The organism is Sphingobium fontiphilum (assembly GCF_014196635.1).
GTDB lineage: Bacteria > Pseudomonadota > Alphaproteobacteria > Sphingomonadales > Sphingomonadaceae > Sphingobium > Sphingobium fontiphilum.
Genome location: NZ_JACIEB010000002.1, coordinates 359,913 through 377,946 on the forward strand (window position 1 = coordinate 359,913; position 18,034 = coordinate 377,946).

At 66.0% G+C, this 18,034-nt stretch carries 23 protein-coding genes and 1 tRNA gene; 9 read left to right on the plus strand and 15 right to left on the minus strand.

The window, feature by feature from the left end; genetic code table 11:
• Positions 1–106: 106 nt before the first annotated feature.
• Positions 107–2,329, minus strand: coding sequence for a S9 family peptidase (locus tag GGR44_RS06055; protein ID WP_183954551.1), 2,223 nt, complete (start codon positions 2,327–2,329; stop codon positions 107–109).
• Between the two features lie 125 nt (positions 2,330–2,454).
• A tRNA-Val gene (locus tag GGR44_RS06060) sits at positions 2,455–2,529 on the minus strand.
• Positions 2,530–2,670: 141 nt separating this feature from the next.
• Between GGR44_RS06060 and GGR44_RS06065 the strand changes: the two genes are divergently transcribed.
• Positions 2,671–2,799 carry an entericidin A/B family lipoprotein gene (locus GGR44_RS06065; RefSeq protein WP_183954552.1) on the plus strand — a complete coding sequence of 43 codons (129 nt, stop codon included), beginning with the start codon at positions 2,671–2,673 and terminating at the stop codon, positions 2,797–2,799.
• A gap of 46 nt (positions 2,800–2,845) precedes the next feature.
• Here the strand turns inward: GGR44_RS06065 and GGR44_RS06070 are convergent, their stop codons facing one another.
• Entirely contained in the window at positions 2,846–3,034 is a 189-nt protein-coding gene (locus GGR44_RS06070) for a hypothetical protein (protein ID WP_183954553.1), read from the minus strand.
• A 200-nt stretch (positions 3,035–3,234) separates the two neighbouring features.
• Here GGR44_RS06070 and hslV point away from each other — a divergent pair, with 200 nt between their 5' ends.
• Positions 3,235–3,777, plus strand: a complete 543-nt coding sequence (gene hslV / locus GGR44_RS06075; protein ID WP_183954859.1) for an ATP-dependent protease subunit HslV — start codon at positions 3,235–3,237, stop codon at positions 3,775–3,777.
• 41 nt (positions 3,778–3,818) lie between these two features.
• The gene (hslU, locus tag GGR44_RS06080) at positions 3,819–5,120 is read left to right on the plus strand and encodes an ATP-dependent protease ATPase subunit HslU (RefSeq protein ID WP_183954554.1); all 1,302 of its coding nucleotides are present in this window, start codon (positions 3,819–3,821) and stop codon (positions 5,118–5,120) included.
• Between the two features lie 30 nt (positions 5,121–5,150).
• On the opposite strand, the gene GGR44_RS06085 is transcribed toward hslU, so the two are convergent.
• The 9 genes from GGR44_RS06085 to GGR44_RS06125 all read right to left on the minus strand — a co-directional run bounded on the left by GGR44_RS06085 (position 5,151) and on the right by GGR44_RS06125 (position 12,481).
• The gene (locus GGR44_RS06085) at positions 5,151–5,774 is read right to left on the minus strand and encodes a DJ-1/PfpI family protein (RefSeq protein WP_183954860.1); all 624 of its coding nucleotides are present in this window, start codon (positions 5,772–5,774) and stop codon (positions 5,151–5,153) included.
• A gap of 162 nt (positions 5,775–5,936) precedes the next feature.
• Positions 5,937–6,545 (minus strand): F0F1 ATP synthase subunit B family protein, encoded by a 609-nt coding sequence (locus GGR44_RS06090; RefSeq protein WP_183954555.1) that lies wholly within the window; start codon positions 6,543–6,545, stop codon positions 5,937–5,939.
• Positions 6,538–7,032, minus strand: coding sequence for a F0F1 ATP synthase subunit B family protein (locus GGR44_RS06095; RefSeq protein WP_183954556.1), 495 nt, complete (start codon positions 7,030–7,032; stop codon positions 6,538–6,540). Before GGR44_RS06095 ends, GGR44_RS06090 begins: the two co-directional genes overlap by 8 nt.
• Before the next feature lie 73 nt (positions 7,033–7,105).
• Positions 7,106–7,333, minus strand: a complete 228-nt coding sequence (locus GGR44_RS06100) for a F0F1 ATP synthase subunit C (protein ID WP_183954557.1) — start codon at positions 7,331–7,333, stop codon at positions 7,106–7,108.
• A gap of 48 nt (positions 7,334–7,381) precedes the next feature.
• On the minus strand, positions 7,382–8,140 hold the full coding sequence (locus GGR44_RS06105) for a F0F1 ATP synthase subunit A (RefSeq protein ID WP_221214299.1): 759 nt from the start codon (positions 8,138–8,140) through the stop codon (positions 7,382–7,384).
• Positions 8,141–8,217: 77 nt separating this feature from the next.
• Entirely contained in the window at positions 8,218–8,535 is a 318-nt protein-coding gene (locus tag GGR44_RS06110; RefSeq protein ID WP_183954861.1) for an AtpZ/AtpI family protein, read from the minus strand.
• Positions 8,536–8,685: 150 nt separating this feature from the next.
• Positions 8,686–9,087 (minus strand): YdbL family probable chaperone protein, encoded by a 402-nt coding sequence (locus tag GGR44_RS06115; protein WP_183954559.1) that lies wholly within the window; start codon positions 9,085–9,087, stop codon positions 8,686–8,688.
• Positions 9,084–9,272: a YnbE family lipoprotein gene (locus tag GGR44_RS06120; RefSeq protein ID WP_183954560.1), complete on the minus strand. Its 189-nt coding sequence runs from the start codon at positions 9,270–9,272 to the stop codon at positions 9,084–9,086. The genes GGR44_RS06115 and GGR44_RS06120 overlap by 4 nt, the downstream gene beginning before the upstream one ends.
• Positions 9,269–12,481, minus strand: coding sequence for an intermembrane phospholipid transport protein YdbH family protein (locus tag GGR44_RS06125; RefSeq protein WP_183954561.1), 3,213 nt, complete (start codon positions 12,479–12,481; stop codon positions 9,269–9,271). Before GGR44_RS06125 ends, GGR44_RS06120 begins: the two co-directional genes overlap by 4 nt.
• A gap of 118 nt (positions 12,482–12,599) precedes the next feature.
• Between GGR44_RS06125 and radC the strand changes: the two genes are divergently transcribed.
• On the plus strand, positions 12,600–13,292 hold the full coding sequence (gene radC, locus GGR44_RS06130) for a RadC family protein (protein WP_183954562.1): 693 nt from the start codon (positions 12,600–12,602) through the stop codon (positions 13,290–13,292).
• A 12-nt stretch (positions 13,293–13,304) separates the two neighbouring features.
• Here the strand turns inward: radC and GGR44_RS06135 are convergent, their stop codons facing one another.
• Positions 13,305–13,568 carry a hypothetical protein gene (locus tag GGR44_RS06135; protein ID WP_183954563.1) on the minus strand — a complete coding sequence of 88 codons (264 nt, stop codon included), beginning with the start codon at positions 13,566–13,568 and terminating at the stop codon, positions 13,305–13,307.
• 132 nt (positions 13,569–13,700) lie between these two features.
• On the minus strand, positions 13,701–14,144 hold the full coding sequence (gene mscL / locus GGR44_RS06140; RefSeq protein ID WP_183954564.1) for a large conductance mechanosensitive channel protein MscL: 444 nt from the start codon (positions 14,142–14,144) through the stop codon (positions 13,701–13,703).
• 115 nt (positions 14,145–14,259) lie between these two features.
• Here mscL and GGR44_RS06145 point away from each other — a divergent pair, with 115 nt between their 5' ends.
• From GGR44_RS06145 to GGR44_RS06160, 4 genes are read left to right on the plus strand one after another with little or no spacing between them, the layout of a single operon-like run.
• Positions 14,260–14,862 carry a LemA family protein gene (locus tag GGR44_RS06145; RefSeq protein ID WP_183954565.1) on the plus strand — a complete coding sequence of 201 codons (603 nt, stop codon included), beginning with the start codon at positions 14,260–14,262 and terminating at the stop codon, positions 14,860–14,862.
• Between the two features lie 4 nt (positions 14,863–14,866).
• A complete protein-coding gene (locus GGR44_RS06150) occupies positions 14,867–15,652 on the plus strand; it encodes a TPM domain-containing protein (protein WP_183954566.1) in 786 nt (261 codons plus the stop codon).
• A complete protein-coding gene (locus GGR44_RS06155) occupies positions 15,652–16,335 on the plus strand; it encodes a TPM domain-containing protein (RefSeq protein WP_183954567.1) in 684 nt (227 codons plus the stop codon). The genes GGR44_RS06150 and GGR44_RS06155 overlap by 1 nt, the downstream gene beginning before the upstream one ends.
• On the plus strand, positions 16,332–16,862 hold the full coding sequence (locus GGR44_RS06160; protein ID WP_246344329.1) for an NUDIX hydrolase: 531 nt from the start codon (positions 16,332–16,334) through the stop codon (positions 16,860–16,862). Before GGR44_RS06155 ends, GGR44_RS06160 begins: the two co-directional genes overlap by 4 nt.
• 3 nt (positions 16,863–16,865) lie before the next feature.
• On the opposite strand, the gene GGR44_RS06165 is transcribed toward GGR44_RS06160, so the two are convergent.
• Positions 16,866–17,339, minus strand: a complete 474-nt coding sequence (locus GGR44_RS06165; RefSeq protein ID WP_183954568.1) for a DUF6456 domain-containing protein — start codon at positions 17,337–17,339, stop codon at positions 16,866–16,868.
• A gap of 95 nt (positions 17,340–17,434) precedes the next feature.
• On the opposite strand from GGR44_RS06165, the gene GGR44_RS06170 reads away from it, so the two are divergent.
• Positions 17,435–17,998 (plus strand): helix-turn-helix domain-containing protein, encoded by a 564-nt coding sequence (locus GGR44_RS06170; protein ID WP_183954569.1) that lies wholly within the window; start codon positions 17,435–17,437, stop codon positions 17,996–17,998.
• Positions 17,999–18,034 lie beyond the last annotated feature (36 nt).

Consider the following 18,034-nt stretch of genomic DNA (forward strand, 5'->3'; position numbering starts at 1 on the left):
ACGCATGATTGCGGGAGCGCGCCATAGCGCGACTGTGGCGTTTGTCCAGAAATAAGGGCTTTGCGCCGGTCAAGCCGGGCCTGCGACACAGAGCCGGGCGGCTATCTCATGGCATGGGCGACACGCCCCGCCGCGCCAGGAAATCCTCGATCGTGCGCCACAGATGGACGCTGACGCCCGGCCCGCCGACCCGGTGGGTCTGGCCCGGATAGACCATCAGTTCGAACGGAACCGCCCCCGCCTGCATCTTCGCCATCAGCGCGGTGGCGTTGTCGAACACGACATTGTCGTCGGACATGCCGTGGATCAGCAGCATGGGATCGCTGATCTTCAGCGCATCGTCCAGCGCCCCGGACGCTGGATAGGCGCTGGGCTTGTCCTGCGGCTTGCCCAGATAGCGCTCGGTATAATGGGTGTCGTAAAGCTCCCACTTCGTCACCGGCGCGCCCGCAATGCCCGCGGCAAAGGCGCCGGGCGCCTTTTCCAGCAATTTCAGGGTCATGTAACCGCCATAGGACCAGCCATAGGTGGCGATCCTGCCCGCATCGACAAAGGGCTGCGCCTTCAACCAGTCCAGCCCGGCCAACTGGTCCTCGACCTCCACCGTGCCCATGGCGCGGTGGATCTGGTCCTCGAACGCCTTGCCGCGGTCGGGCGTGCCGCGATTGTCGATGGCAAATACGATCCAGCCGCGATCGACCAGATACTGGTTCAGCGCCCCGCCCCACTGGTTGGTCACCTGCCGCCCACCGCCCGGCCCGCCATAATGGATCATGAACACCGGATAGCGTTTGCCCGGCTCCATCACCGGGGTCAGCATCTTGGTATAAAGGGTACTGCCGTCCTTCGCCCGGATCGTGCCGAACTGGCTCTTCACATGGCTGGCGACATAGGGGGCATAGGGATGGTCGCCGGTCAGCGCATTTTCGGACAGCCATTGCAACTGCCGGCCGCCGCTGTCGGCGAGGTAGAGCTGGCGCGGCTGATCGCTATTGCTGCGCGCGACGACGATGCGGGTCGCCGCCTTGTCCATCACCGCGTCATTCCACCAGCCACTTTTTGTCAACGGGGTGAGCGGCCCGCGCTTGGCCAGCGATCCGGCGTAAAGCTGCTGCTCCAGCGGCGTGTCGCGATTGGCGGTGAAATAGACGCGGCCGCGCGCCTCATCCACGCCGACAATGTCGCGCACGTCCCAGTCCCCAGTGGTCAGCGCCGTCCACTTGCCCGCCTTCACATGATAAAGATGGCCATGGCCGGTCTTTTCGGACCACCACAGAAAAGCGCCGTCCTTGAGCGGCTTGAAATTATTGCTGAGGTTGATCCAGCTTTTCGCCGTTTCGGTCAGCACCACCCGCGCCTTGCCGGTGGCGGGATCGACGGCGAGCAGGTCAAGCCGGGTCTGATCGCGGTTTTCGCGCTGGACATAGAGCGTCTTGCCATCCTTCGCCCAGTCCACCCGCGCCAGATAGATGTCGCTGTCTGCCCCCAGATCGACCTTCACCTGCCCCGACCCGTCAGGCTTCATCACATAGAGGTCGACGATGGCGTTGGGCGTGCCGGCGGCGGGATAACGCTGTTGATAGACTTTCGCCCCTTCTCCGCCGATGGCGGTGCGGGTGACGATGCCGACCGGACTTTCATCGACCCGCGCGACCGCGATCATCGCGTCGTCGGGCGACCACCAATATCCGGTGCGCCGGTCCATTTCCTCCTGCGCGACGAATTCCGCCACGCCCCAACTGACTGTGTCGCTGGCCCCCTGCGTCAACTGCTTCTCCAAGCCGCCCAAGGGCTGGGCGAACAGATTGCCGTCGCGCACGAAAGAGACATAGCCGCCCTTCGGGCTCACGACGCCGTTCAGTTCCCCGCCCGGCGTGTCGGTCAGCCGCGTCACCTTGCCATCCAGCGCGGCGAGATAAAGATCGCCGTCCACCGGCACCAGGATCGACTTGCCATCGGGCGACCAATCATAGCTGGTGATGCCGACGCTGCCCGCGACGCTGCGGTCGCGTTCGCGCTGCATCTTTTCGGCTTCCGACAGTTCCGCCCCACTGCCCGCCTTTTTCGAATCGACCAGCATCCGTTCCGCCCCGGTGCGGGTGTCGATGGCCCACAGGTCGAGCCGGTCGCGTTCATCGGCGCGGTTTTTCAGCACCGTGACCAGGCTGCCGTCGGGCGACAATTGCAGCGCGCGCGGCTGCGGCCCCGACAGGTCGGGGCTGGCGAACACACGCTCCAGCGTCAAAGTCTGTTGGGCGAGCGCGGCGGGGGCCAGCGCAAGGGCGATCAGCGCGCCTATGGCGGCGCCGGTTTTCAGGATCGGGAACATGCTTGTCCTTGTCTCGGGTCGGCGCAGCGCCGTCATCATGAGGCAAAGTCTAGACCGCGTTCCGGTCGCAAATCAATCCGATGGCGGAAATGGAGGAAGATAGGACCATGACCACCGGGTGGACATGGTGGGCGCGACAGGGATTGAACCTGTGACCCCACCCGTGTGAAGGGTGTGCTCTACCGCTGAGCTACGCGCCCCCTGAAGGGAAGGAGAGGCCCATTGGCACCCCGGCGCGATCCTGTCAAGCAAGCGCCGGCGATGGCCGGGGAAAAAGCCTGTTCCAACCGCCGCCGCGCTCGCTATGTTGACGAAGCAACAGCAAAATAACGGGAAAAGTCATGCGTCGCATCATCTGCCTTGCCTTCGCCGCCGTCACCATCGTGCAACTGAGCGCCTGCAATACGGTTCAGGGCGTTGGCCGCGACATCGAATCGGTTGGCCGCGCGGGCAAGGACGTGATGCATTAAGCGTCTAATCCGGACGCAGGCAAAGTTGAAGTGAGTGAAGACCTGCTTATTGCATCGCGCGCAGGCGGGGCGGCAGGATTTTGCGCAGGCGCACACCATCGCAATCAGCGGCGCCGCAAGTGCAGGCTTCGATCGAATAGCGAACGCCGCACATGACCAGAACGTCCTGATCGAAAGAATAGTTCGCGATTCCAGCGCGCTCGACCTTCTCCTGGGCCATGGCCTTCAACGTCATCGCGAGTCCTTTTAATCGGGTCACAGACGCTCATAGTTCATGCTGCATCGCACAATGTCAATCGCGCGAACCTGGCATGACGATCATTGTCACAAAAACCATCGGCAAAATGCCACAATCTGTCGCACCGCCCTACAGCTTGCGCGATGTCGACCGCGCCACCATATGGCTGAACGATGAGCACGCATGATCCCCACGCCATGCCGGTCTGGCACGGCACCACCATCCTGTCCGCCCGCCGCAACGGCAAAGTCGTCGTCGTCGGCGATGGACAGGTGTCCATGGGCCAGACGGTGATGAAGCCCAACGCCCGCAAGGTTCGCCGCCTGCATGACGGATCGGTAATCGGCGGCTTTGCCGGGGCGACGGCCGACGCCTTCACCCTGTTCGAACGGCTCGAAGCCAAGCTGGAGCGCCATAACGGCCAGTTGATGCGCGCAGCGGTCGAACTGGCCAAGGACTGGCGCACCGACAAATATCTGCGCAATCTGGAAGCGATGATGATCGTCGCGGACAAGGATGTGACATTGATCCTGACCGGCAATGGCGACGTGCTGGAACCGGTGGGCGGCATCGCGGCGATCGGGTCGGGCGGCAATTTCGCCCTGTCGGCCGCCCGTGCGCTGGCCGATTATGAACAGGACGCCGAAGTGCTGGCGCGCAAGGCGATGGCCGTCGCCGCCGACATCTGCGTCTACACCAACGACCAGATCACCATCGAAACCCTCGACAGCGCCGCCTGAGCGCCCTTTCCGTCCACCCCCGGAAAGGCACAAGGACCGACATGAACGACAACCTGACCCCCAAAGCCATCGTCGCCGCGCTCGACGCCCATATCATCGGCCAGACGGACGCCAAGCGCGCGGTCGCGGTGGCGCTGCGCAACCGCTGGCGTCGGCAGAAGCTGAGCGCCGACCTGCGCGAGGAAGTGACGCCCAAGAATATCCTGATGATAGGCCCCACGGGCTGCGGCAAGACCGAGATCAGCCGCCGTCTGGCCAAGCTCGCCGACGCGCCTTTCGTGAAGGTGGAGGCGACCAAATTCACCGAGGTCGGCTATGTCGGCCGCGACGTGGAACAGATTGTCCGCGATCTGGTCGAGGAAGCCGTGCGGCTGGAACGCGACCGTCGCCGCGAAGCGGTGCGCGAAGCCGCTTCGGAAGCCGCCATGGGCCGCTTGCTCGACGCGCTGACCGGCAAGGAATCGAGCGAGGCTACCCGCCTGTCCTTCCGCCAGCGGATCGAGGCGGACCAGATGAACAGCGTCGAGGTGGAGGTGGAAGTCGCCGACAGCCCCTCCATGCCCATGGAAATCCCCGGCATGGGGGGTCAGGTCGGCATGATCAACCTGTCCGACATGATGTCGAAAGCCTTTGGCCAGCAGCACAGGAAGCGCCGCAGGATGACGGTGGCGCAGGCATGGGACAAGCTGGTCGAGGAGGAACAGGACAAGAGGCTGGATCAGGATGATGTCGCCCGCGTCGCCATCGCCAGCGCGGAGCAGAACGGCATCGTCTTTCTGGACGAGATCGACAAGATCGCGGTCAGCGACGTGCGCGGCGGCTCCGTCAGCCGTGAAGGCGTGCAGCGCGACCTGCTGCCGCTGATCGAGGGCACCACCGTCTCGACCAAATATGGCCCGCTCAAGACCGACCATATCCTGTTCATCGCGTCGGGCGCATTCCATGTCGCGAAGCCCAGCGACCTGCTGCCCGAATTGCAGGGGCGCCTGCCGATCCGGGTCGAACTCAAAGGCCTGACCGAGGATGATTTCGTCGCGATCCTGTCGGATACCAAGGCGAGCCTCGTCACCCAGTATAAGGCGTTGCTGGCGACGGAGAATGTCACCATCGACCTGACGCCCGACGGCATACGTTCCATCGCGCGCATCGCCGCCGAAGTGAACGAGCAGGTCGAAAATATCGGCGCCCGTCGCCTTCAGACGGTGATGGAAAAGCTGCTGGAGGATGTCAGCTTCGATGCGGAGGATCGCGCCGGGGAAACGCTGCTGATCAACCAGGCCTATGTCGAGCGGCAATTGAGCGCCATCGCGCGCAACACCGACCTCAGCAAATATGTGCTTTGACGGCCGGGCGGGTCGCCCCGGCAGCCCGCCCTACCCCGCCTGAGCCGCAGCCTCCAGCGGCAGATAGGGCATGATCGCGCCCATCGCCCGGTCGACGAAGGAGAGCTTTTCCCCGACCGGGGCGACATAATGGAGCGCGTCGCGCGCGGCGGCGAGCCCCGCATGGCGCGCAATCAGCCAGGCTGCGAGATAGGGCGCGGCCAGACAACCGCCCGCCGTGGCGACGTTGCCATGGGCGATGAACGGGGCCTCCACCACCTCTACGCCAGCCTCCACGACCCAGGGCTTCGTCGTCAGGTCTGTGCAGGCGGGCAGGTCACCCAACAGGCCGAGCTTTGCGAGCAATAACGTGCCTGAACATTGCGCGCCGATGGTCTGGCGCGCGGGGTCGAGGCGGATCTGCCCCATCATTGCAGGATCGGCGGCGATCTCGCGCGTTCGGACGCCGCTGCCGATCAGGACGGCGTCCGCCTCCGCCAGAAACGCCATCGGCTTCTGCCGGTGCGCGGTCACGCCGTTCATCGACGTGATCTGCTCGGCCGGTGCGGTGATATGCGCCCGCCAGCCATGATCGCGCAGCCGGTTGACGATGGCGGCCGCGACAAAACTGTCCAGTTCGTTGAACCCGTCAAATGTCAGAACCGCGACCTGCATGATGCCCCTCTTCACTCCGTTGCATTTCCATATGCTCTAGGCGCCAGCGCGCGAGCGCCAACGACCGGATTACGGCAAATGGACTGGCGGCTGGGGGACCGCAAAAAGAAAAGGCCAGGGTCGCCCCCGGCCTTCCTCGTCAATGCGCAAAGGATCGACCGATCAGGCCGTCGGGGCCAGCCCCTTGATCGCACTGTCGACCAGCGCCTTGTCGGCGGTGGCGTCATGGCCATTGGCGATCAGGCTTGCCGCCGCGCTGGTGGCGGCATTGACCGCCTTGGCGCGGATGTCGGCGATGGCGGCGCGTTCGGCCGCGCCGATCTTGTCCTCCGCCATCTTCTGGCGGCGGGCGACCAGCGCCTCGGCGTTGGCCTGCGCGTCGGCGATCAGGGTTTCGGCCTCATGCTCGGCATGTTGGCGCATCGCTTCGGCTTCACCGGCGGCGGCGGCCATCTTGGCCTCATATTCCGCCTTCAGCTTTTCGGCCTCGGCGCGCAGTTTCGACGCTTCGTCGAGCTGCGCCCTAATCTGGGCGATCTTGCCGTCGAGAGCGCCGCCGATCAGGGCGGGCACTTTCTTGACCAGCAGGATGATGATGAACACCGCCATCGCCAGGCTGACCCAGGCGGTGGCGTCCATGCCAACGGCCCTGGGGTCGGTGTGCGGCTCAACGCCTTCATGGGCGACGGTGCCCACCGGCTCCATGCCTTCGGCGTGGATCGCCTGGTCCAGATGCGGGACTTCGCTGCTGTTATGTGCTGCCTCAGCCATGGGCCAGTGCTGCCTTTACTGCGTTGCGGGCGGCCTCTTCCGACGCTTCCACGCCGGAAATCTTGACCACCAGGTCGCGCGCGGCCTGCGCGGCGACGGTTTCGATCTCGCTCATGGCGGCGTCGCTCGCCGCCTTGATTCGGGCTTCGGCGGCGCCGATCACCTGCGCCACCTGGGCGTCGGCGGCGGCCAGCTTCGCTTCGGAAGCCTTGGCGGCTTCCGCCTTGGCCTGGGCGACGCGCGCCTGGGCTGCGGTGCGGCTTTCGGTATCGCGGGCGCGATATTCCGCTTCCACTTCGTCGGCGCGAGCGAAAGCCGCCTTGGCCGCGTCGAGGTCGCCGGAAATCTTGCCGTCGCGCGCATCGACGGTCGCCTGCACCTTGGGCACCATGCCCAGGCCGACGACGAAGAAGACGAAGCCGAACGTGACCAGCAACCAGAAAATCTGGGATGAGTAGGTTTCGGCGATTTGCGCGATTTGAGGCATGGTTGTCTGCGTCCGCTAAATGGATCGACCGGGTTGGCGGATTGCCCCGCCCACCCGGCCGGTCAAGTCATTGTCAGGCCACGAACACCAGGATCATGGCGATAACGAATGCGAGCAGACCCAGAAGTTCGGCGGCCGCGAAGCCGATGAACAGGCGGCCCTGCTGGCCGTCGGCGGCGCCGGGGTTACGCAGCGCGCCTTCCAGGAACGAAGCGAAGACGTTGCCCACACCCAGGGCGGCGATGCCCGCACCAATGGCGGCCAGGCCAGCACCGAGCAGCTTTGCGGCTTCTGCGTCCATGTCGTAAACTCCTTTTCCAAACTCGTCTAAATGGTGAACGAAAATCTCTTAGTGCAGGTTTTCGGCGTCGTTGATGTACACCGATGTCAACAGCGCGAACACATAGGCCTGAATGACGGCCACCAGCATTTCCAGCGCGCTGATCCCGATCATCAGGATGAAGCTGGCCGACCCCACGGTCAGGCCCAGCAGCGGGCTGGCATTGGCGCTGTTGATGACGAAACCGGCCAGAACCTTCAGCAGCACGTGCCCGGCGGTCATCGCGACGAACAGTCGCAGGCCAAGGCTGAACGGGCGGACCATGAAGGAAACAAGCTCGATGAAGAAGAGGGGCACGACCATCGCGACCGGGGTGCCATGCGGCACGAACAGCGAGAAGAAGTGCAGCCCATGCTTCCAGAAACCCACGCCCAGCACGATCGCGAAGCTCATGATGGCAAGGATGCCGGTCGCGGTGAAATGGCTGGTGAAGGTGAAGGGATGGACGCCGACCAGACCCAGCGGCAACAGGCCGAGCAGGTTGGCGAGCAGGATGAACATGAACAGCGAGAAGACATAGGGGATATATTTCTTCCCCGCTTCGCCGACATTGGAAATCAACAGATTCTTGACGAAGCCGATCATGGTTTCGACGGCCATCTGCCAGCGGCCGGGCACCTGCTGCCCCTTCATGCCGCCGATCACGAAAATCCACAGCACGACCGCCGTCAGCACCATGTAGAGGGCGCTATTGGTAAAGGCGATATTGAAGCCGCCAATCGCCAGATGATCGGTCCCGAACAGGGGCTCGATCGCAAACTGGTGCATCGGATCAATTTTGCCGGATTCCGCCACGTTCACCCCTGACCGTTATTCTTTACTCTATGACAAAAGCGTCCCGTTCTTCACTCGGAACGCCTGGTCGTCAGCCTGATGATGTTCCTGAAGGCCGCCACGATGCCAAGACCGAGGAAGACCAGCAGAAGCCAGGGCGATGTCCGCAGGAAGTAGTCCAATGTCCCACCCACCACGGCACCACCGGCAAGACCCCCGATCAGTTCGGCCAGCACGCGATTGCCAAGGCGGGTTCCATCGTCCGCCGACTGTCGCGTCGTGCCAGTCCTGACCTGTTCGGCTTGTTCAGCGCGCGCAATCCGCTCCTGCAGAGCGGTGATCCGCGCATCTTCCCCCGCCGGGTCCTGCCCGGGTCCATCCTTGGCCATCACGCTCTCCAGTTCGACAAAAATGTCGCTGGCGAGCGGCATGGCCTCAAGCGGCTGCACCCGTCAAGGCGCGGCCCGTTTAGAAAGGGGATGCGGGATAGTCAACCACCTCGGACCAACTCGGCCAAAGGTGCCATTCGTCGCCCGATATTACCCCGCCGTGGCGCAGTAGGATGGCAGGGCGATGGGGGCCGCGCCCTTGGTTTGCCAGGCGCCAGCGCCGATGCGATAGACCTGACCCGGCTTCACCCGCTGGCTCAATGTCTGGCACCCGGTGGCGGCGGCGGCGTCTTGAACCGTTACGCCGCGCTTGGTGGCAAGGTCGGTATAGGCCGCCCGGCGCTTGATATTGATCGAATCGACCGCGGCGCGCACCGCGTCGCTGACGGTCCCGGCAATGCCCATATAGCCATCGGCCTGTTCGCCCACCGTGCCAGCCGCGATGGCGGCGGTCAGGTCTGCGCTCTGCGCGCGGACGGGCGCGGTCATCGTCAGCATCCCGGCCATGGCCAGAGCCGCGCCGGCGGCGATCATCGTGAACTTGCGTGTCATTGCGGGAACAACTCCGGGTTATTCTGGATCAGGTCCTGCGCGTCGCGTTGCAGGCGCACGACCACTTCCTGCTGAACCTTGACGTTCAGGTTGATTTCGATCGGCTTGTCGGGGGCCTTCACCTGTATGCATCCGCTCAAGGCAAGGCCGGCGCAACCGGCGGTCAGGATGGTCAATTTTCTCATTTACGCTCCCCGTTTGGCATTGTTTCGCTTTCAGAAGGCTGAACCGCAACCCCTTCGCGCAATTTGTCCTGATAATCGTCGCCCAGGCTGTTGCGGATCAGCGCATTGGGGTCGACCAACGACTGGGGGGTGCCCATCAGGCCCCGGAAAGGCGCGGAAATGCGGACGTTGAAGATGAAGGGCAGGCCGGTGAAATTGCCCGCCAGCCCCGCCGGCGCGCCGCCCAGCTGGCCCCGGTTGACGCCGTTGAAGACGACGTTCGTCACCATTTCCCCGTCCAGCGCGCCATCCATCAATATGGTGAGGCATTTATACTGCAAATCCTTGAGCGCATCGAAGGCCAGCTTGCCCATGGCGCCGACCTGTTCGTTCGACACCGGGCCGACATAGGACAATGTGCCAGACTGGCGCTTGGGGTCGCAGGGGATGGTCGGCAGCACGCCTTCGGGCATGATGAGCGGCGGCATACCCTGTTGCCGCGCGACCAGAACGCCGCCCGCCACACGCCCGCCCTGCTGGTTGAAGATCAGCGGCATGATGCCGTCGAACGTGCCGGTGGCCGATATATTCTCCAGCTCCAGCGTCTGGATGAACGCGCCCGCATCCAGCCCGATGACGCGGAACGTCATATAGCGTTCCGAATCGGCGCTGAAATCCATCACCGTGGGCAGCAACAGCAACCGCCCCCCGGCAAAGGGCCACTCGCCCCCCTCCAGCCGCACCTTCTGTCCGGGCAGCAACTGATATTTGACGACGCCGTCGCGCACCGCGACGCCCGGATTGGTGGACGCGATTCGCACTTCCTGCCCGGGCGCGCTGACCAGGCCGATCAGGTCGGTGAAGCGCAATTCGCCGCTCAGCCCGTCGACAGGACCAAAAGCCGCAGCCAGCGAAGCGTTGTCGGTGCGGAAAACGCCGTCGCTCGTCACCTTGTCGCCTTTCCAGCGGACCTGGCCTTCGCCTGTCACGGTCGCCTTGACGTTGGCGACGACGCCCCGGGCGAGCCCGGTCACATCTTCGGGCCGCAAGCCCTCGCCAAAGACGAGGCCCGGAACCTTCAGGTCCGCCTGCCCCTCGCCGCTGCCCAGATCATGGCCAATCACCACCGCCGCAACCGTCGCGCCATTGCGCGGCGCGGTCAGGCTGGCGGAGGCGACGATTCGCCCGTCGCGCATCGACAGCGAGAAATCGCGCGCGTCGAGCGGATTGAACCGGCCCGGCGTCTGCGCATCCTTCACCGTCAGACCGGCCTTCAGGCTGAGCACGCCCTTGTCGAATCGCCACGGCCCTTCAGCTTTTTCGATCAGCAGCGGAACGGTGCCGATTCGGCCCTCGCCGCCCGCCATCGTTCCGCCGATGCCATCCGCGCCGAACCGGCCGTCCAGGCGCGCGGCGGCCAGCCGCACGGGCGCGTCCTGCGGCCCGATCAGCCATTGCGCGCCGTTCAGCGCGAAGGCCCCGTCAGACAGGGCCATGCGCGCCCGGTCGGCGGTCAGGCGCATCGGGCTGTCGCCGCTCGTCCCTTGCAGGTCGAGCTTGGCGACTTCCGCCCCGCCGCGCAGGCCGCCGGGGCCATAGGCCAGCAACGCGCCGCCCTCTGCCGGGCATAAGGTCTGCCGCGTGCGTCCCAGCGCGAAACCGGCATAGCGGACCGAATCGAACGACAGCGGCACGCAGCGCGGATTGACCCGCACCGCGCCGCCCGGCGCGACATCGCCCTCCAGCGGAAGCGAAAGCCCCCGCAAGCCGCCGTCGGCCAGCGGCCCATCCATTTGCAGATGCGTTGCGAAATGGGTGCGCCCGTCCGCCCCGGCGACAAAGCGCACCGGCTCCAGCGCCAGCCGCGCATCGCCCGCCGCATAGGGATCGACGAACAACTGCCCGCCAAAGCCGCCGCCCGCGCGCCGCGCCAGCCGCAGGGCCGCGCGCGGCAGGCCGCCGCCCTCGCTCGTCAGGCTGCCGTTCAGCGCCCAGTCGATGGGGACGCCCGCCGGGCCGGGCCAACTGATCTGCATCCGGCCGCCCGGCGCCAGTTGCACCCGCGCCCCGCTGCGCGCGGACAGGGCGGCTTCGTCGATGACGATGCTGCCGCCCGCGCCCCTCCGCGCCAGGGCGAAGCGCCCGCGCAGGCCATTGTCGCGCCCGGCGTCGCGCACCGCCTGCGCCAGCCTTTGCATCAGCGGCCCGACGGGCGTAGCCGCCGTCGATTGGCGCAGCGACGCCAGCGGATCGGCGCTAGCCATCCGCACATTGCGGGCGGTCAGAGCGCCCCGCCCTTCCATCCCCCCGCCCAGCGACCAGCGCGAATCGAGCGCCACCCCTTCCGCCAGCACGCCGCCGCCGCGAAACGCCTGCCCCGTGAGCCGGACGTTGGCCGTCATGTCCTGCCCGTGGCCGTCAAAATCCACCTTCAGGTCGGGCCGCGACATCACCACGCCCTGCGCGCGCACGGCATCGGCCCGCAACGCCGCCCGACCGTTCCAGCGATCCAGCGCCTCGCCCAGCGTCAGGTCGATGGCGCCGCCCGGCCGCGCCAGAACGGCCTGCGGGCAACCCAGGGCAGCGGCGCTGACCGGCCCCGCGATATGGGGCCGCCCCGCCGCGATCGACAGGTCGAAAAAGCCGCGCGCATCGGTCATGCCGCATCCGGCGATCCTGCCCCGCGGCATGGCCGCGCCGACACGCCCGCTGAAACCCGATTGCAGATTGCCCCGGCCGTCGAGAGCGATTCCGACCGCGCCATAATCGGTGGTCAGCCCCATCCGCGCGTCCTTCAGCGCGACGACCAGATCGGGCAGCGCAAAGGGTTCCGTCGATGCCGCCCCCCGGAACTTGTCCAGCTCGCCCAGCGTCAGCACATTGTCGCGCAAGGCCCCGCGCATCCGCACGCCGCCCGCCCGGATCGCCGCGACCGTGGGCGTCAGGTCGGTGAAGCTGATGTCGACCTCCACCCAGCGCGCCGTCAGATCGGGATTATTGGGGTCGCCCAGCACGATATTCTCGATCCGCTGGGTGCGCAGGCCGATGTCGATCAGGTCATAACTGCCCCTGACCCCGCGTTTGTTGAATTCACGGTTGATGAAATTTTCAGCGATCGGCGCGCGTTGCGTCCACAGTCCCGCCAGCACGAGCGGAACCATGCCGACGCCGATGCCCAGCCAGCGCAGCCAACCCCGGCGATTATTCTGTTCGCCGATTTCTTCATCCATGCTTATGGCCAACCCCGGCTTTGACGGTCCCGCATCGCGCGACGCGCGACAGGCGCACAACGTGCCAAGCCCCTTAAATATCCTTGCCCCGCCGAAGTGCAACGCCTAGCCAGAAAACATGGCCGATGACGCAGGCAGCAACGACCATGGCGGGACCGGCCATCGCGCGCGCCTGCGCCAGCGCCTGTCGCAGGGGCCGGACGCGCTGCTCGACCATGAACTGGTCGAATATCTGCTGGCGCTGGCCATCCCGCGCCGCGACACCAAGCCGCTGGCCAAGGCGCTGTTGCACCGTTTCGGGGGCCTGGGCGGCCTGATGACCGCCGACTGGCGGGCCATCGCCAAAATGCCGGGCATGGGCGACACCAGCACGGCGGCGATCAAGATCGTGCAGGCGGCGGCCCTGCGGATGCTGAAGGAGCCGGTGACGCAGCGCCCGGTGCTGGCGAGCTGGCAGGCGCTGCTCGATTATCTGCGCGCGGACATGGCCTTTTTGTCGATCGAGCGCGTGCGGGTGCTGCACCTCAACAGCCGCAACATGCTCATCATGGACGATCATATGGGCGACGGCTCCATCGACCAGGCGGCGATCTATGTGCGCGAGGTTATCCGTCGCGCCATCGACCTCGGCTCCGCCGCGCTGATCCTCGTCCACAACCACCCCAGCGGCGCGCCGGACCCCAGCCGGCAGGATATCGACATCACCCGCCAGATCGTCGAGGCGGGTAAAAGGCTGGGCATTTCAGTGCACGATCATATCATCATCGGCGCGCAGGGGCACAGCAGCATGCGGGCCAAGGGGCTACTTTAAGCGCGGCTCGGTTCAATTGCCGTTCTGCGCCACTGCATTGCCGCCAGCCCCGGCGGCATAGTCGGCGTCGGCCTTCGCCCGCATTTCCGCCGCCGCATTCTCGGCCGCGCGTTCGGCCGCAGCGGCCAGATTGTCGGCCCGCGCATCAAGGTCCGCCGCCTGATTGTCGAGGGCGTCGGCGCCATTTTCATAGGCCTGCCCGTTGCCGACCGCCTGCCGCGCGTCGCATCCGGCAAGCGCCGCGATCAGGCCGATGAGCAGCAATTTCTTGTCCATGGCGCTTCCTCCCGCCCGGCCCGCCAATCGCGGCGTCCAGGCCGATGGGGCCGGTCCGCGCCGACGCCCACCCTATCCAGAACCGATGGAGCGCACGCCGGTTCCCGTCCGGCCGCGCCCCGTTTGGTGGCGTTATTTCTTCAGCGAATCCCGGATTTCGCGCAGCAGCACGATGTCCTCTGGCGTCGGCGCGGGTTCGGCAGGCGCAGGCGCGGCTTCCGGTTCCGCCATCACCTTGTTCACCAGTTTGACCAGCAGGAAGATGATGAAGGCCAGGATCAGGAAATTGACCAGAACGGTCAGGAATTCGCCCCAGCCCAGCATGGCGACGCCCGCCGCCTTCAGGTCGGCATAGCTGGCCGCATTGCCCTTGAACCCATCGGGAATGTCCCCCAGCCGGATGAAATAGCCGGAAAAATCAGCGCCGCCGAAAAGATAGCCGACCACCGGCATGATCATGTCGTCGGTCAGCGACTTGGTGATGGTGGCGAAGGCCCCGCCGATGATGACGCCGACGGCCAGGTCCAGCACATTGCCGCGATTGATGAACGTCTTGAATTCGGAAATCAGTCCCATGCCCGGTCCCTTGCCTGTTGAACATGCCAATGGATGCAGACGATTATCCATGGCCCGTTGCGCCTGCATCATCAACCGCCTATTTCCACTCCCATCATCAGGCGGAGTTTTTCCCATGTCGCTTCTGCGTCGCTTTCGTTCCATCCTGCTGCCCGTCATGGGCGCGCTCGTCCTGTCGGCCTGCGGCATCAACAGCGTGCCCACGGCAGAGGAAGAGGCCAAGGCCAAATGGGCCGATGTCCAGGCGCAATATCAGCGCCGATCGAACCTGATCGGCAACCTTGTGGCGACGGTGAAGGGCGCGGCCAAGCAGGAACAGGATACGCTGGTCCGCGTGACCGAGGCGCGGGCGAAGGCGACATCGGTGCAGGTCAGCGCCGAAGACCTGTCCGATCCGGCCAAGGTCGCCCAGTTTCAGGAAGCGCAGGCCCAACTGAGCCAGGGGCTCGGCCGCCTGCTCGCTTCGGTCGAGGCCTATCCCGAACTCAAGTCGAACCAGAATTTCCTGGAACTGCAATCGCAGCTTGAGGGCACGGAAAACCGCATCGCCGTCGCCATCCGCGACTATAACGAAGCGGTGCGCGCCTATAACACCCGCATTCGCACCTTCCCCGACGCGATCGGCGCCAAGCTGATCCACGGGGCCAAGCCCATGACCCCCTATCAGGCGACGACGCCGGGGGCGGAAGAAGCGCCAAAGGTCGATTTCGGCAACTGACCCGATGATCGCCCGGCTGTTCCTGTTCCTCGCGCTGCTGGCGCTTGCGCCGGCGGCGCAGGGCCAGACCTTCCCGAAACTGACCGGGCGGGTGGTGGATGCGGCCAACCTGCTCGATCCGGCGCAGGAAAGCGTGCTGACCCAGAAGCTGGCGGCGCTGGAGACGCAGAGCGGGCGGCAACTGGTGGTCGCCACCATTCCCGATCTTCAGGGCTATGACATCGCCGATTATGGCTATCGGCTGGGCCGCGAATGGGGCATCGGGGCCAAGGACAAGGATGACGGCGCGCTGCTGATCGTCGCGCCCAACGACCGCAAGCTGCGGATAGAGGTCGGTTACGGGCTGGAGGGCATACTGACCGACGCGCTGTCCTCCCGCATCCTCCGCAACGCCATCACGCCCCGGTTCAAGGCGGGCGATTATCCCGGCGGCATCAACGCGGGGGTCGATGAAATCGGCATGCTGCTCACCCTGCCGCCGGAGGAAGCCGCCGCCCGCGCCAAGGCGGCCGAGCAGGAGGCCAAAAAGGGCGACGGCGAAGTGCCCTTCGTCGTCATCTTCTGGCTGGTCGTCATCCTCATCATCGTTCTTTCGAGCCTGCGGTCGGGTCGGCGCGGCCGCCGTTATCGCAGCGGCGGCGGGCCGGTGATCCTCTGGGGGCCGGGCGACAGCAACTGGGGCGGCGGCTCGTCCTGGGGCGGCGGCGGCGGATCGGGCTGGGGCGGTGGCGGCGGATTTTCCGGCGGCGGCGGCAGCTTCGGTGGCGGCGGCGCTTCGGGGGACTGGTGATGGCGCAATTCAGGGAACTGACCGAAGCCGACCATGGCCGGGTGACGCGCGCAGTCGCCGCCGCCGAAGCGGGCACGGACGGCGAAATCGTCACCATCGTCACCCGCCGGTCCGACAGCTATCATGATGTCGGGCTGCATTGGGCGGTCGGCGTCACCTTCCTCGCCATGTCGGTCTTCGCCGCCTTCCCCGACTTTTATCGCGGCCTCATCCTGCAGGTGATGGGCGGGTGGGACCATGCGTTGTCCGAACGCACGTTCCTGACGGTCCTGCTCTGCGCGCTGATCGTCAAATTTCTCGCTACCCGCTACATCCTCGCCATCATGCCGCTCCGCATGGCGCTGACCCCGCGCGCGACCAAATCGCGGCGCGTGCGGCGGCGCGCCATCGCCCTGTTCCGCGCCATGGTGCAGGGGCGCACGCGGGCGAAGACGGGCGTGCTCATCTACCTTTCCCTCGACGAACATCGCGCCGAACTGGTCGCCGACGCCGCGATCAACGATCAGGTCGCGCCCGAAGTGTGGGGCGAGGCGATGGCGGCGCTGATCGACGGTGTGCGCGCGGGCGATCCGGCGCGCGGCATGGAGGATGCCGTCCAGCGCGTCGGCGCGGTGCTGGCCCGGCATTTCCCGCGCAGCGCCGACGACAGCAACGAACTCCCTGACCGGCTGATCGAATTATGACCGAAGCTGAAGAAATCATGTGGCAGGGCCGCTTCATCACCGCGAAGCGCCGGGGCCGGTGGGAATATGTCGGTCGCGCGCGCGGCATCCGCGCCGCCGTGATCCTGGCGGTGGAGCAGGCGGCGGAAGGGCCGCATGTCATCCTGGTCGACCAGTATCGCGTGCCGCTCGGCCGCCGCTGCATCGAATTGCCAGCGGGCCTTGTCGGGGACGATGATGCCGATGAACCGGCCGCCATCGCCGCCGCCCGCGAGCTGGAGGAGGAAAGCGGCTATCGCGCCGGGCGGATGGAGGATCTGGGCGAATTTTTTTCCTCGCCCGGCATGGTGTCGGAGAGCTTCACCCTGTTTCGCGCCCATGAGCTGATCCGCGTCGGCGACGGCGGGGGCGTGGCGGGAGAGGACATCATCGTCCACCGCGTGCCGCTGGCGCGCCTCGAAGCGCAGATCGCCCACTGGCGTAGCGAAGGCTATGCGATGGACGTGAAATTGCTCCTGTTGCTCGGCGCGGGCATCCTGCCCCGCTGATCGTCAGGACGGCACCTTATACCAGTCCGCCACCCGGTCGAGCGCCAGCGTCAGCACCAGCTTGCCCGCCCGCGTCGGCCAGCCCAGCGCCTTTTCCGCCGCCGCGAGTCCCTCCCCGGCGCAGGCGACCCGCCACAAAATGTCGGCCAGCCCCGGCCCCGCCGCCCGGATGGCGCCGTCGAACCGCTCCCGCGCCGCCATTTGCGACAGCGAAGGATCATGCGCCCGCGCCGCGTTCCGCCCGCCCCGCCCGGCCAGCGGCGCACCGTCCCAGCACATGGTGACGCGCGCGCCCAGCCCCGCCCGCTCCCAGTCGCGGCGCAGCGCGTCGCCCGCATGATAGTGACGGTCGCTGAGCAGCCCGCGCGCATGGAGCCAGCCCAGCGGCGATTCGCCGATATGGACGGACAGGCTCTGCGGCCGGCCATCGGGGTCTTCGATCATCTGCTGGACATAGGCGTGGGGGCGTCGGACCATGGGCAAAACTCCTTCGCTGATGGAGGAAGGGAAGCCTTGCCATGGCCATCCATCTGTAGGACAGGGTAAACAACCAAATAGGTTATGAACGCCCCATGATAACCCGAATCCGCGACGTCCGCCGGGCCAAAGGCCTGACATTGGAGGAGGTCGCCGCCCTGTGCGATCCGCCGACCACCGCCCAGACCATCGGGCGGCTGGAAACCGGCGTCCGCACCGTGTCGGTCAAATGGCTTAACCGTATCGCCGCCGCCCTGAATGTGCCCAGCGCCGATCTGGTCGACATGCCGGGGCAGGACCATATCGACGTCGCCGCGATCATCGGGCCGGAGGGCGCGCGCGCGCCGACCCGCGCGCTCCGCTGGACGGCGCCCGTCGCTTCGGGCGCGATGATCGGCGTGGAGGTCGGCGCCAGCACCGGCGATTATCGCGCCGGGGATCAGCTCTGGTGCGAGCGACTGGCGCCCGAATCCTTTGGCGGCGCGCTCGACCGCGATGTGCTTGTCCCCCTCCCCGCCGGGCGATTCCTTTTCGGCCGCCTGATCGACCGGGCGAATGGGCGGCTCGCTATATTGCCACCCGACAGCGGCAGCCGCAGGCAGGTGATCGACGAACCGCCATGGATGGCGGTCGCCGCACGGCTCGTCCGTTCCCTGTGACCGTGCGCTAACAATCGCGTAACCCCTGGCCTATAG